This window comes from Streptomyces sp. NPDC045955 (assembly GCF_056430805.1).
The window spans coordinates 208631-221934 of record NZ_JBWKKY010000007.1; the positions used below are offsets into that span (position 1 = coordinate 208631).

The window sequence follows — 13304 nt, forward strand, 5'->3', positions numbered from 1 at the left end:
GGCGCCAGGCTCTCGGCGTGGGAGTTCTCCGTAGGGGTGGGCCTGTCGTCCGGGTGGGGTCGCCGTGGGGTGTGGTCGGTTGCCCGGGTGGGCTGCTCGGGGGCCGAGGCCGTCGCGTGCGAGGGCGTGGACGGGTGGGGGCGTCGCGGGGCGCCGTCGTCTGGCCGGGTGGGCGCGTCCGTGCGTGAGGGCGGCGTGGGTCGGCCCTCCGCGGAGGGGTGTCCCGGCGTGCTCTCGTCCTCAGGGGACCGTGTGGGCGTGTCGGGCGTGAGCTCGACGTACGGGCGGATGCGGAGTGGGTCGAAGTCCTCCGCTGCCGCCGCCTGAGTCGTGCGGGCGTTGCGGAGGGCCTCTGCGGCGCGGTGCGTGCAGGTGCAGGCCGGGGTGTTGTCCGGCAGTCTGGGCGTGCCGCACTCCGGGCACGGGTGGCGGTTCGGCTGTTCCACGCGTTCCTCCCTCCCCTCGCGAACTCCAGCTCCCCTCGCGAACTCCAGAGATTATCCAGATCTTCTCCACAGTGCGGACGGCCAGCTCCCGGAATGAAAGCTTCCAAAAGGACTCGGCGGGCCATAACACATCACACCGGTCACGATGGAAAATGTCACAGGACCTCGGGAGGCCTCATGGCCGGGCATGCGCACGTCACGAAGGCATCGGACCAGGGCGCCGCCGTCCGGGAGCAGGTGCCGGGGAACGTCCTGGTCTCCATCGGCGCCCTGCTGCTCGGCATGCTGCTCGCCGCCCTCGACCAGACCATCGTGTCGACCGCGCTGCCCACCATCGTCAGCGACCTCGGCGGCATGGATCACTTGTCCTGGGTGGTCACCGCCTATCTGCTGGCCGCGACCGCCGCGACCCCGCTGTGGGGCAAACTCGGCGACCAGTACGGCCGGAAGCGGCTGTTCCAGACGGCGATCGTGATCTTTCTCGTCGGCTCCGCGCTGTGCGGCGCGGCGCAGGACATGACGCAGCTCATCGCCTTCCGGGCCGTGCAGGGGCTCGGCGGCGGCGGGCTGATGGTGTTGTCGATGGCCATCGTCGGGGATCTCGTGCCGCCTCGTGAACGCGGGCGCTACCAGGGGCTGTTCGGGGCCGTGTTCGGCGCGACCAGTGTGCTCGGGCCGCTGCTCGGCGGGCTGTTCACCCAGCACGCGAGCTGGCGCTGGGTGTTCTACGTCAACCTGCCCGTCGGGCTCGTGGCGCTCGCCGTGATCGCGGCCGTGCTGCACATCCCGCGCCGGACGCAGCGGCACGTCATCGACTACCTCGGCACGTCCCTCATCGCGGCCGTCGCCACCTGCCTCGTGCTCGTCGCCTCCCTCGGGGGCACGACCTGGGACTGGGGGTCCGCGCAGATCGTCACCCTCGCGGTGCTCGGCGTCGTCCTCGCCGTCGCCTTCGTGGCCGTCGAGCGGCGCGCCGCCGAACCCGTCCTGCCGCTGAAGCTCTTCCGCGTGCGCACCTTCACGCTCGCCGCCGTGATCAGTTTCGTGGTCGGCTTCGCCATGTTCGGCGCGATGACCTACCTGCCGACCTTCCTCCAGGTCGTGCAGGGCATCAGCCCGACCATGTCCGGTGTGCACATGCTGCCGATGGTGCTGGGGCTGCTGCTGGCCTCCACGGCCTCCGGGCAGATCGTCAGCCGGACCGGCCGCTGGAAGGTGTTCCCGATCGCCGGCACCGGCGTCACCGCGCTCGGGCTGCTCCTGCTCCACCAGCTCGACGAGCACAGCTCCACCGCCGAGCTGAGCGGCTTCTTCTTCGTCTTCGGACTCGGTCTCGGCCTGGTGATGCAGGTCCTCGTGCTCATCGTGCAGAACGCCGTCCCGTACGAGGACCTGGGCGTCGCCACCTCCGGCGCCACCTTCTTCCGCTCCATCGGCGCCTCGTTCGGCGTCGCCGTCTTCGGCACGGTCTTCGCGGGCCGGCTCGGCGACCAGCTCACGGACGCCCTCCGGGGGACCCCGCTGCCGCCCGGCGTCTCCGTGGGAACGCTGGAGGCCGACCCGCGCGGCATCGCCGCCCTGCCGTCCGGCCTGCGCCCGGCGGCCCTGCACGCCTACTCCGTGTCCATCACGGACGTCTTCCTCTACGCCGCCCCGGTCGCGCTCCTCGGCTTCGTGCTGGCCTGGTTCTTGAAGGAGGACCGGCTGCGCGGCTCGGTCACCGCGCCCGACGTCACGGAGACCCTGGCCAGCAACCCCGTCGAGCGGTCCTCGTACGACGAGGTGTGCCGCGCGCTGTCGGTGCTCGGCACCCGCGCGGGACGGCGCGAGATCTACCGGAAGATCACCGCCCGGGCGGGCTACGACCTGCTGCCCGCGGCGAGCTGGCTGCTGCTGCGGATCAGGCGGTACGGCTCGGTGGAGCCGGCCGTGCTGGCCGAGCGGATGCCCGTCTCGCTGCCCGTGATCATGGCGGCCGTGCGCCAGGTCGAGGAGCGCCGGCTGGCCGTGCGCACGGGCCTCGACATGGTGCTGACCGACCGGGGAAGCGAGGTCGCCGAGCGGCTGGCCGGGGCCCGTGAGGCCTCCCTCGCCGAGCTGCTCGGCGACTGGTGGGGGCCGGACCGGCCGACCGACCTCGTCCAACTCGTGCGGGAGTTGAACGGCGAACTGTGCGGCTCGCGGCGGGAGCGGCCGTGTGCCGAGCGGTCGGTGGAGCGGGCGGTCTGAAAAGGAAGAGAACTCCTGGTTCAGATGAGGTGCTTGGTGAACCAGTGCTCGGCGTACGCGTCGTCGTTGTGCGGCTCGGTCTCCTCGTAGCCGAGCCGGGCGTAGAGGGCGCGGGCCTCGACGAGGTCACCGCGGGTGTCCAGGATCATCCGCCGGGCACCGAGTGCGCGGGCGGCGTCCTCGGCGGCCCGGACCAGCAGCGCGGCACCGCCCTTGCCGCGCATCGCCTCCCGCAGGAAGACCCGCTTGAGCTCGGCGGTCGTGCCGTCGATCAGCCGTACGCCCGCGGTGCCGGCCGGCTCACCGCCGTACCGGGCGACCAGCAACTGCCCGCCGGGTGGGGCGAGATCGGCGCCCGGCTCCTTGGCGATCTCCCGCTCCAGCTCGTCCGGGTCGGTCCGGCGCCCCTCGTGCAGCAGGTACCAGCGGTCGCTGACCTCGGTGTAGTACGCCCGCCACAGGGCGGCGGCGAGGGGGGAGTCGTACGGTTCCGGGGCCACGGTCCATGTCATGACCGGCATTCTCGGCGGGGGCCGTAGCGGGTCCGCAACCCGATAACCCCGCGGGCGTCCGGGCCCGGGCATCGTTTGGGGGCCTGCTTCCGGGCTACCCGGTCGGCGAACCGGCTCGCGAGGAGAGCCGGTTGGGCCGAGAACCCGGAAGGCATTCATGTCCACTGGCCTGATCATTGCTCTGATCGTGATCGCGGCGGTCGTCGTCATCATCGCGGCCGCCATGACCCTGCGCGCCCGAGGGGCTCGGCGCGGCCCGAGCCTGAAGCGGCGCTTCGGACCCGAGTACGACCTGGCCGTCGCCCGGCACGACGGCGACACCAAGGCCGCCGAGCGCGAGCTGGCCGAGCGCGTGGAGCGCCACGGTGAGCTGCGCGAACGCGCGCTGGAGCCGGCGCAGCGCGAGCAGTACGAGGCGCGCTGGACGGCCGCTCAGGAGCGGTTCGTCGACTCGCCGCGGGAGGCGGTCGCCGAGGCGGACCGGCTGCTCGCGGAGCTCGCCGGTGCCCGGGGCTTCCCGGACGGCGGGCAGTACGAGGAACAGCTCGCGGCGCTGTCCGTGCACCACGCCCACCACGTGGACGGCTACCGGCGCGTCCACCGCGCGGCGCACCTGCGCGCGGACGACGCCCGGGACGGCGGCACCGGTACGGAAGACATGCGTGAGGCCATGGTGGCGGCCCGCGCCCTGTTCGAGGAGCTGGTGCGTCCGGCCCGCCACGACGGCGGAGACCACGTCGCCGGCCCGCACCTGGGCGGACGCCATGAGGGCGGACGGCACAAGGCCGGGCTGAACGGCGGCCGCAAGGCTACCGCCGGCCGCGGCGGGCACATGCCGTGGGCGATGCACCGACGTCAGGCGAAGGAGAGTTGAGATCGATGTCCGACATGACCCGACCGCCCGGCGACGACACCCGCGACGCGCAGGTCACCTCTGACACTCGCGTCACTCCCGGCACCTCCCACACCCCCGGCACCCGTGGCTCCTCCGTCGGCCCCGATGCCCGCGGTGAGACCGCCCTGGGCACCGGCCACGGCACAGGCCTCGCCGGTGCCAGGGAACGGGAAGGCACCTCCCACGGCTCCCACGGCACGCCAACGCACCTGCTCCCCCACGACGAGTCCGACAAACTCACCTCGCAGTTGCACCACGCCGTCGCCGAGTTCGTCGACGCGCCCCGGGCCGCCGTCGAGGAGGCCGACCACGTGCTGGAGGAGATCGCGGCCCGGTTCACCGAGGCCGTGACGCAACGCCGCCGCACCCTGCGCCACTCCTGGCAAGCGGTGGAGGGCGGCGAGGGCAAGCCCGTGTCGAGCGGCGACACCGAGCAGCTCCGGCTGGCCCTGAAGGACTACCGGGAGCTGGCGGAACGGCTGCTGCACGTGTGAGCCGTCCCGTTCACCGGTCCGCCCGGCGCTCCCGCCATTGCCGTACGACGTCCTCGACGTCGTACGGCTTCTTACCGAGCGGGGGCCCGGGGGGCGGCTTGAACATCATGTCGCGGATCTTGTCGTTGATCTCGCCGATGATCTTCCTGACGGCCTGCTCCGAGGGCGCCGCGTACGCGGTCACGAGCGCGTCCTCCGCCTCCTTGCGCAGGGCCAGCGTCGGCGGCAGGACCGAGAGGCCCTCGCGGGCCATCTTCCGCTTGACCCACCACAGTTCGTCGTAGGCGGCGTCCACATCGGCCGGCAGCGGTTGGCCCGCCCCCGGCAGCCGCTCGAACTCGCCGCGTGTCTCCGCGTCACGGATCTGTTTGTCGACCCAGGACTCGAAGTCGACGCCGGGTGGCTTTCGCTCGGTCATGAACCCATTGTGCCGGACACCGTGCGGCCTGGCGTTCTATCATGCGGCGGGCTTGCAGTCCCATCAGGACGTCTCAGGAGGAGCGCACGTGCTCGAACTCACCATGGCCGCCGTGTCCGCGGCGGAGGAGGGTGCCACGGCCGGCATGCTCATGGCCGACGCGCCCAGCGAGCCGGGCGCCGTGCTGCGGGTGGGCCGCGACAAGTCGGTGTGCCGGCTCTCCACGCCGGACGACTGGCTGTTCGTCTCCCGCGTCCACCTGGAGTTCCTGTGCGGGCCCGACGGGACCTGGCAGCTGACCTGGCTGCGCGGCTCCCAGCCGGACCCGTCCTCCGAAGTCCGGCTCACGGTCGGGGAGTACGTCCAGCCGCTCGCCTACGGCGGCACCGTCCCGCTGCCCAGGGGCGGCAGCGGCGAGGTCATCGTCCAGGACCGCACCGCCCCGCGCAGCGTCAACGTCGGTTTCTTCCACGAGGTGTGACGCCGAGGTTCAGGCCAGCACCCGTGCCAGCGCGAACCCGTCGTAGCCCTTCATGCCGACCGTCTGGATGGCCGTGCCGCTCAACCGCGGGTGGCTGCCGATCAGTTCGATCGCGGCGCGGGTGCCCGTCACGTCCGGTGCCGTGCTCGCCGCGTCGGTGACGCGGCCGCCGCGGACGACGTTGTCGAGGACGATCAGGCTGCCCGTGCTGCTGAGCTTCACGGCCCACTCCACGTAGTGCGGGTTGTTGCCCTTGTCGGCGTCGATGAAGACCAGGTCGAAGGGGGGCGGATTCTCGTCGGCCAGCTTGGGCAGCGACTCCAGGGCCGGGCCGACCCGGACCTCGACGAGCTTGTCCAGGCCGGCGCGGGCGATGTTGCGGACGGCGACCTCGGCGTGCTTGGGGTCGTACTCCAGGGAGACCAGCCGCCCGTCGGCGGGCAGGGCGCGGCCCAGCCAGATGGTGCTGTAGCCGCCGAGCGTGCCGATCTCCAGGATGTGGCGGGCGCCCTGGATCTGGGCCAGGAGCTGGAGGAGCTTGCCCTGGTTGCCGGAGACGTTGATGTGCGGAAGCCCGGCGGCGTCGCTGTCGCGCAGGGCGGCCGCCAGGGCTTCGTCGTCCGGGGCGAGGCGGGCGGTGAAGTAGGCGTCGACCTCGTCCCAGACGTGCGACTCGCTCATGCACCTCTACCTTTCGTACGCATAGTTAGCATCCCTAACTACTGGCGTGACGAAGATACGTGGTGCACCGGTGCACTGTCAGGGGGATTTCCCCCCGGCGTGTCTCAGCCGGCCACGGACGGTGCCGAACCCGGCAGCGGGCGACCGGCCGACTCCGCCATGCGCCACACCGCGAAACCGCCGATGACGGCGGCGGCCATCATGTAGTACGCGGGCATCATCATGTTCCCGGTGGCGCCGATCAGGGCCGTGACCACCAGCGGCGTCGTGCCGCCGAACAGGGACACGGAGACGTTGAAGCCGATGGACAGGGAGCCGTAGCGGACCTTCGTCGGGAACAGCGCCGGGAGCGCCGAGGGCATGGCCGCCGTGAAGCAGACCAGCAGCAGGCCGAGGGCGCCCATGCCGAGGGCGACCGCGAGCAGGCTGCCCTCGCGGATCAGCAGCAGGGCCGGGACGGACAGCAGCAGGAAGCCCGCGCAGCCGGTGGCGATCACCGGGCGGCGGCCGACCCGGTCGGTCAGCGCGCCGGCGAACGGCTGGACGATCATCATCAGGGCCATCACGCCGAGCACCACGAGCAGGCCGTGCGTCTCGTCGTAGTGGAGCTGACCGGTCAGATAGCTCGGCATGTACGACAGCAGCATGTAGTCGGTGACGTTGAAGACCAGCACCAGGCCGACGCAGAGCAGCAGCGCGCGCCACTGGCCGGTGATCATCTCGCGCAGCGGCACCTTGGGGCGGTTGGTCTCGGCCTTCTCGGCCTCGGCCGCGAACGCCGGGGTCTCCTCCAGGCGCAGCCGCAGGTAGAGGCCGATGATGCCCATCGGGCCCGCGATCAGGAAGGGGATGCGCCAGCCCCAGGAGGTGAGGTCGTCGGCGGAGAGCAGGGCCGTCATCACCGTGACCAGGCCCGCGCCGCCGATGTAGCCGGCGAGCGTGCCGAACTCCAGCCAGCTGCCGAGGAAGCCGCGCCGCTTGTCGGGGGCGTACTCGGCGATGAACGTGGAGGCACCCGCGTACTCGCCGCCGGTGGAGAAGCCCTGCACGAGGCGGGCCACCAGGAGCAGGATCGGCGCGCCGACACCGATCGTCGCGTACGACGGGATCAGACCGATCGTGAAGGTGCCCGCGGCCATCATGATCATGGTGAGCGCGAGGACCTTCTGGCGGCCGACGCGGTCGCCGAGCGGGCCGAAGACGATGCCGCCGAGGGGACGGACCAGGAAGGCCGCGGCGAAGGCGCCGAACGTGGAGAGCAGCTGTGCGGTGGGGTTGCCCGAGGGGAAGAAGACCTTGCCCAGCGTGACCGCGATGTAGCTGTAGACACCGAAGTCGAACCATTCCATCGCGTTGCCCAGCGCCGCCGCCTTCACGGCGCGCTTGACGAGCGCGGGGTCGGTGACGGTGGTGTCGCGGGATTTCGCTGCGCGGCTCTTCAGGCCGGACGCGGGAGTGACGACTGAGACAGTCGACAAGACTCGCTCGCCTACCTTTCGACGGGGACAGGGACGCGGTCCGCGCGGCGGCGCTGTCGTACGGGCCGAAAAGCGAGGATAGGCGAAGAAAAGCCCTTTACGGGCGGTACGCCTTTCGTTGCACGATGCATCTAAACACCGGCTACGCAGGCACGTATGCCCGGCTGGGAGCGGTTCCCGCGAGATCTTGATGTGATCCTTCTCGCGTCGCGAGAGGCAACCACGCGCCCCGCGCACTATCGTCAACCGGACGAAGGGGGGCATACCGGGTAGAGGGCCGACGAGGCGTGGCGAATGCGGAGCGCAGCGGACGACCGGCGGAAGCCTTCGGAGCGACAGCCGTCGGCGGGACCCGCACATCCACCCGCACGCCCACCCGCGCGCCCCTGCGCATGGCCTGTCTCGCGCTGTGGCTGATCGTCGCCGCCCTCGTCGCACGGCAGGTCACCGCCGTGCTCGGCACCCCGCGCGGCGAGCGGCTGACGGATCTGGAGACCTGGGTCGGGCCGAACGGCGTCCTGCACGTGAACGGCTCGCTCTACGCCTCGACCCGCTTCACCGGCACCCCCTTCAACGGCCTCGTCCTCAAGCCCCTCACCCGAGCGGCCGAACAGGCCCTCGGCTGGGGCTGGACGTTCGGCACGCTGCTGCTGGTCGTCGCTCTCGGCCTGGTCGCCGCCCGCGCCCTGCCCCAGCCCATCGGCCGCCGCACGGCCCTGCTGGCCGCCCCCGTCGCCATCAGCCTGCTCATGCTGTCCCTGCCGGTCCGCAACACGCTGTGGCTCGGCCAGACCAGCGTCATCCCGGTCCTGCTCGTCCTGCTGGGCTGTTTCGTCGCCCACGGCCAGCGGACCAGCGGCCTGCTCATCGGCGTCGCGGCCGCGCTCCAGCCCACCCTGCTGCTCTTCACGCCCCTGCTGTGGTGCACCGGCCGCAGACGCGCCGCGCTCTCCACCGGCGTCACCTTCGCCGCCTGCACCGCACTGGCCTGGGCGGCGATGCCGCAAGACTCCCACCGCTACTGGGTCCACCACCTGGCGGGCGTCGGCCTCGGCGGCCCGGCCGACGACCTCGCCAACCAGTCCCTGCACGGCGCCCTGCTCCGGCTCGGCCTGACCGGCCCCCCGGAGGTCGCGCTCTTCCTGACGCTCGGCGCGGCCCTCGCCGTCCTGGCCCTGCGCCGCGCCGTGCGCTACGTCGACGACGGCCAGCTGCTCCTCGCCGTCGCGATCACCGGCTGCGCCGCGATCGTCGTCTCGCCCACGGCCTGGCAGCACCAGCTGCTGTGGGTGCTGCTCGCGGTCACCGGCCGGGCCGGCAGACACGCCGGTGACCGGTACGTCTGGCCGGTCACCGTCATCCTGGTCATGACCCTGCCGACCAGGATGCTGCTGCCGGACATGCGGGCGCTGGACCCGCTGCGCACCAACCTCGTCCTGCTCGCCGCCCTCGCCGCCGCCACGGCCGTGCCGTTCCTCTCCCGCACCTCCCCGCACTACCGGACGCCGCTCCCGCCCGAGTACGCCCCCGCCGTCCCGGCCCGCTTCCGGCGTGTCCCGCTCGTGCCCTTCCTGCGCCGGGTCCTCACCCGACCGAACCTCCTCCTGGAACTCCTCCTCCTGCGGGTCACCTACGCCGCCTACGCCCAGGTCCGGCTCGCGGCGACCGGCGGCACCAACTCGGCCGGCCGGGCCGAGGCCGAGGAGAACGGCCGGCAGATCCTCGGCCTGGAACGCGCCCTGCACATCGACGTCGAGCACTGGGTCAACCACACCGTCGTCACGATCGACCGGCTGCGGGACTTCTGCGACTTCTACTACGTGTCGCTGCACTTCATCGCCCCGCTGACCGTCCTCGCCGTCCTGTACTGGCGCCGCCCGGCGGACTACCGCTGGGCCCGCTCCGCCCTGGGCTTCGCCACGCTGCTCGCCCTGGTCGGCTTCTGGCTCTACCCGCTGGCCCCGCCCCGTCTGATGCCGACACTCGGCTTCGTCGACACGGTCCACGGCGTCCAGGACTTCTCCCAGCCCGACTACGGCACGCTCACGTCCCTGACCAACCAGTACGCGGCGATGCCGTCCCTGCACTTCGGCTGGTCACTGTGGTGCGGCATCGTCATCGCCGTCCTGGCGCGCCGCTGGTGGATCAAGGCCCTGGGGATGCTGCACCCGCTGTTCACCCTGTCCGCGATCGTCGCGACCGGGAACCACTGGGTGCTGGACGCGGCCGGGGGAGCGGTGGTGGTCGGGGTGGGCTTCGCACTCACCTATCTGCTGTCCGGCCCCCGGGCCGCCGCGGCGGCGGCGACCGAGCGTGAACGCACATCGACCCGAAAACCCGTACGTAGTTGACCTGTTAGGAAGCAGTCCTTCCCGAGATGCAACCCGGGTGCGGGGCGCGCACGATGAGAAAAGGGCACCCTCTCTGGAGGTGATCGGGATGCGACGTGTGCTCACCACCGTAGCGGCCCTGGTTTTTCCCATTTCCCTCGCGGCGGCACCAGCTGTAGCGGCATCCCACGGCACTTCGACCACTTCCACGACGAACGTGGTGACCACTGCCCGGGCCGCACACACGTTGAATCATCCAGCAACCCTCGTGGCCCAGGGACCGGTCGACGTATGCAACTACACCGATAGTCGACCGAGCCTCCACCTGGGGTCATCCGGGGCAGCAGTCCAACAAGCCCAGTGCTACCTGAATCAGGCGATCGGCGCCGGCCTGGACGAGGACGGAGACTTCGGCCGAGTCACGCAATCCGCGACAGAAGACTTCCAGCGGTGTGCGGACATCGTCGTCGACGGTCGCATCGGAGCTCAGACATGGTCGTTCCTTTCCTTCTGGGCCAACGCGCCAGGCACTCCCTTCTGTTGACGGCCCCGTACCAGTCAGACCTGTTGCCCGGTCGCAGCTCGCTCGGTCGTCGCCCCGCATTCGAACCACACGGTCTTCCCGCCCCCGCGCCACGGCGACACGCCCCACTTGTCGGCCATCGCGTCGAGCAGGAGCAGCCCCCGGCCGCCCTCCGCCTCCGGGTCCAAGTGGGCGGGTGAGAGGGGCAGTTGATCACTGCCGTCCGTCACCTCGACCCGTACCCCGGCCGGCTGACGCAGCAACAGCAGCGCGCAGCGGCGGTCCGGGACGTGCTGTACGACGTTCGCCAGCAGCTCGGTCACGCCCAGCTCGACGGCGTCCGACAGCTCCGGCATGCGCCACTCTTCGAGGAAGGAGCGGACGATACGGCGGACGTGGCGGGGGGCGTGTTCACCGACGGTGAGCCGCATCGAGTACTGGGCGGGAATGTATTCGTTCACGGGACGAGCCTGACCTGCCGTGACTACGCTGGGCTACGGAACGGATACAACCGGTCCCATTGTGGGCCGAGTTGCGTGAGAGGGGCTTCTGCCGTGACCCACATCAACGCCCTTGACCCGGGTGCGTCTCCGCTCGACTACTACGGCTTCGAGCTGAGGAGATGCCGGGAGGCCGCCGGACTGACACAGAAGCAGCTCGGGGAGATCCTCAACTACACGGGCTCGCTCGTCGGCCAGATCGAGACGGCCAGGAAGCTTCCGACGCCGGAGTTCAGTGAACGGGCGGATGCGGCGCTGGGGACGGACGGTCTGTTCTCCCGCCTCGTCGAGTTGGTGCTGCGGAGTCGACTTCCGGCCTGGTTCCAGCAGGTGGCGGAGCTGGAGGCGCGGGCCACGGAGATCAGTACCTTTCAGATGGGCATGGTCCATGGCCTGCTCCAGACCGATGCGTACGCGCGTGCCACCCTCGGTGCGCTGGACCTGACCGACCTCGACGACCGCACCGCTGTTCGTCTGGCCCGTCAGCGCATCTTCGAGAAGGACGAGCCGCCGGTCCTATGGCTGGTACTGACTGAGGCCGCGCTGTACCAGGAGATCGGCGGCCCCGAGGCCATGCGCGGCCAACTGGCCCACTTGTTGGCCTTCGAGAGTAATCCTCGGATCAACGTCCAGGTGCTGCCATTTTCGGCCGGGGCGCACGCGGGACTGACAGGCTCGTTCACCCTCTTCCACTTCGCGAGCGACCCGGCCATCGTCTACACCGAGGGCTACGGCAGCGGGCATCCGACCGCGAACCCGGACACCGTCAAGGACTGCTCGCTCCGTTACGATCATCTTCAGGCCGCCGCGCTCTCCCTCAGGGATTCGGCGGAGTTGATCCGGCGAGTGATGGAGGAACGCTATGGCGAGCATCGCGATTCCGGCGGGGACTCAGTGGCGTAAGTCCAGTTACAGCAGCGATCAAGGCGGCGAATGCGTCGAATGCGCGCCGATCGGGGCCCTGGCCTGGCGTGCATCCACGCACAGCGGTGACCAGGGCGGTCAGTGCCTCGAAGTCGCCGAAGCCCCCCACGCCACCATCGCCATACGCGACTCCAAGAACCCGGCGGGACCGATCCTCACCCTCGATCCCGCCACGTTCACCACCTTCGTCAACTGGGCGACGACTACAACCGCTGAATGATCGTGCCGGTGGCCAAACCGCCGCCCGCGCACATGGTGATCAGTGCGAACTCCTTGTCCGCGCGCTCCAGTTCATGGAGTGCCGTCGTGATGAGCCGGGCCCCGGTGGCCCCCACCGGGTGCCCGAGCGCGATCGCGCCGCCGTTCACGTTGACCTTCTCCAGGTCCTGCTCGAAGACCCGCGCCCAGCTCAGTACGACCGATGCGAACGCCTCGTTGATCTCCACGAGGTCGATGTCCTTCAGGGACATCCCGGCCTTGCCCAGCACGGCCTTGGTCGCGTCGATCGGGCCGTCGAGGTGGAAGTGGGGGTCGGCGCCCACCAGGGCCTGGGCCACGATCCGGGCCCGGGGCCGCAGCTTCAGGGCGCGAGCCATCCGCTTCGACGCCCACATGATCGCCGCCGCCCCGTCGGAGATCTGCGACGAGTTGCCCGCCGTATGGACCGCCGTCGGCATGATCGGCTTCAGCGCGGCCAGCCCCTCCGCCGTCGTGTCGCGCAGGCCCTCGTCCTTGTCGACCAGGCGCCACATGCCCTGCCCGGCGTGCTGCTCCTCCTCCGTCGTGGGGACCTGGACCGCGAACGTCTCTCGTTTGAAGCGCTCCTCCGCCCAGGCGTGGGCGGCCCGCTCCTGGGAGGCGAGGCCCAGGGCGTCGACGTTCTCCCGGGTCAGGCCACGGTGGCGGGCGATGCGCTCGGCCGCCTCGAACTGGTTCGGCAGGTCGACGTTCCACTCGTCGGGGAACGGCTTGCCCGGCCCGTGCTTGGAGCCCGACCCGAGCGGCACCCGGGACATCGACTCCACACCGCAGGCGATGCCGACGTCGATCACGCCCGTGGCGACCATGTTGGCCAGCATGTGGGAGGCCTGCTGGGAGGACCCGCACTGCGCGTCCACGGTCGTCGCGGCCGTCTCGTAGGGGAGCCCCATCGTGAGCCAGGCCGTGCGCGCGGGGTTCATGGACTGCTCGCCGGCGTGGGTGACCGTACCGCCGACGATCTGCTCGACGCAGTCGGCCGGGATACCGGTGCGGCCGAGGAGTTCGCGGTACGTCTCGCCCAGGAGGTAGGCGGGGTGCAGGTGGGCGAGCGCGCCGCCGCGCTTGCCGATGGGGGTGCGTACGGCTTCGACGATCACGGGTTCGGCAGCCATGGGTGCGGGTCCTCTCCGGG

At 70.9% G+C, this 13304-nt stretch carries 14 protein-coding genes and 1 pseudogene; 8 read left to right on the forward strand and 7 right to left on the reverse strand.

Annotation, left to right across the window (positions count from 1 at the left end):
• Positions 1 to 446 (reverse strand): annotated as a pseudogene (locus AC07F0_RS16835) (hypothetical protein); the annotation flags it as partial.
• A gap of 177 nt (positions 447 to 623) precedes the next feature.
• Between AC07F0_RS16835 and AC07F0_RS16840 the strand changes: the two are divergent.
• Positions 624 to 2675 carry an MDR family MFS transporter gene (locus tag AC07F0_RS16840; protein WP_478979571.1) on the forward strand — a complete coding sequence of 684 codons (2052 nt, stop codon included), beginning with the start codon at positions 624 to 626 and terminating at the stop codon, positions 2673 to 2675.
• 20 nt (positions 2676 to 2695) lie between these two features.
• On the opposite strand, the gene AC07F0_RS16845 is transcribed toward AC07F0_RS16840, so the two are convergent.
• Positions 2696 to 3187: a GNAT family N-acetyltransferase gene (locus tag AC07F0_RS16845; RefSeq protein WP_478979573.1), complete on the reverse strand. Its 492-nt coding sequence runs from the start codon at positions 3185 to 3187 to the stop codon at positions 2696 to 2698.
• Between the two features lie 157 nt (positions 3188 to 3344).
• Here AC07F0_RS16845 and AC07F0_RS16850 point away from each other — a divergent pair, with 157 nt between their 5' ends.
• Together AC07F0_RS16850 and AC07F0_RS16855 are read left to right on the forward strand one after the other, a co-directional pair.
• Positions 3345 to 4061, forward strand: a complete 717-nt coding sequence (locus AC07F0_RS16850) for a hypothetical protein (protein WP_399409394.1) — start codon at positions 3345 to 3347, stop codon at positions 4059 to 4061.
• 5 nt (positions 4062 to 4066) lie between these two features.
• Complete coding sequence (locus tag AC07F0_RS16855; protein WP_478979575.1) at positions 4067 to 4576, forward strand: hypothetical protein; 510 nt, start codon at positions 4067 to 4069, stop codon at positions 4574 to 4576.
• Positions 4577 to 4586: 10 nt separating this feature from the next.
• On the opposite strand, the gene AC07F0_RS16860 is transcribed toward AC07F0_RS16855, so the two are convergent.
• Positions 4587 to 4994, reverse strand: a complete 408-nt coding sequence (locus tag AC07F0_RS16860) for a DnaJ family domain-containing protein (protein WP_478979577.1) — start codon at positions 4992 to 4994, stop codon at positions 4587 to 4589.
• 88 nt (positions 4995 to 5082) lie between these two features.
• Here AC07F0_RS16860 and AC07F0_RS16865 point away from each other — a divergent pair, with 88 nt between their 5' ends.
• Entirely contained in the window at positions 5083 to 5475 is a 393-nt protein-coding gene (locus AC07F0_RS16865; RefSeq protein WP_307174893.1) for an FHA domain-containing protein, read from the forward strand.
• Between the two features lie 9 nt (positions 5476 to 5484).
• Here AC07F0_RS16865 and AC07F0_RS16870 read toward each other — a convergent pair whose 3' ends face one another.
• Together AC07F0_RS16870 and proP are read right to left on the reverse strand one after the other, a co-directional pair.
• The gene (locus tag AC07F0_RS16870; RefSeq protein ID WP_478979579.1) at positions 5485 to 6156 is read right to left on the reverse strand and encodes an O-methyltransferase; all 672 of its coding nucleotides are present in this window, start codon (positions 6154 to 6156) and stop codon (positions 5485 to 5487) included.
• 104 nt (positions 6157 to 6260) lie between these two features.
• Positions 6261 to 7634: a glycine betaine/L-proline transporter ProP gene (proP, locus tag AC07F0_RS16875; protein WP_478979581.1), complete on the reverse strand. Its 1374-nt coding sequence runs from the start codon at positions 7632 to 7634 to the stop codon at positions 6261 to 6263.
• A gap of 287 nt (positions 7635 to 7921) precedes the next feature.
• On the opposite strand from proP, the gene AC07F0_RS16880 reads away from it, so the two are divergent.
• Complete coding sequence (locus AC07F0_RS16880) at positions 7922 to 9985, forward strand: bifunctional glycosyltransferase 87/phosphatase PAP2 family protein (RefSeq protein ID WP_478979583.1); 2064 nt, start codon at positions 7922 to 7924, stop codon at positions 9983 to 9985.
• An 88-nt stretch (positions 9986 to 10073) separates the two neighbouring features.
• Positions 10074 to 10508 (forward strand): peptidoglycan-binding domain-containing protein, encoded by a 435-nt coding sequence (locus tag AC07F0_RS16885; RefSeq protein ID WP_478979585.1) that lies wholly within the window; start codon positions 10074 to 10076, stop codon positions 10506 to 10508.
• Positions 10509 to 10522: 14 nt separating this feature from the next.
• Here AC07F0_RS16885 and AC07F0_RS16890 read toward each other — a convergent pair whose 3' ends face one another.
• Positions 10523 to 10948: an ATP-binding protein gene (locus AC07F0_RS16890; protein WP_478979587.1), complete on the reverse strand. Its 426-nt coding sequence runs from the start codon at positions 10946 to 10948 to the stop codon at positions 10523 to 10525.
• Between the two features lie 93 nt (positions 10949 to 11041).
• On the opposite strand from AC07F0_RS16890, the gene AC07F0_RS16895 reads away from it, so the two are divergent.
• Both AC07F0_RS16895 and AC07F0_RS16900 read left to right on the forward strand, forming a co-directional pair.
• A complete protein-coding gene (locus AC07F0_RS16895) occupies positions 11042 to 11890 on the forward strand; it encodes a helix-turn-helix domain-containing protein (RefSeq protein ID WP_478979589.1) in 849 nt (282 codons plus the stop codon).
• Complete coding sequence (locus AC07F0_RS16900; protein WP_478979591.1) at positions 11850 to 12131, forward strand: DUF397 domain-containing protein; 282 nt, start codon at positions 11850 to 11852, stop codon at positions 12129 to 12131. The genes AC07F0_RS16895 and AC07F0_RS16900 overlap by 41 nt, the downstream gene beginning before the upstream one ends.
• Here AC07F0_RS16900 and AC07F0_RS16905 read toward each other — a convergent pair.
• Positions 12115 to 13284 carry a steroid 3-ketoacyl-CoA thiolase gene (locus AC07F0_RS16905; protein WP_478979593.1) on the reverse strand — a complete coding sequence of 390 codons (1170 nt, stop codon included), beginning with the start codon at positions 13282 to 13284 and terminating at the stop codon, positions 12115 to 12117. The genes AC07F0_RS16900 and AC07F0_RS16905 overlap by 17 nt on opposite strands.
• Positions 13285 to 13304 lie beyond the last annotated feature (20 nt).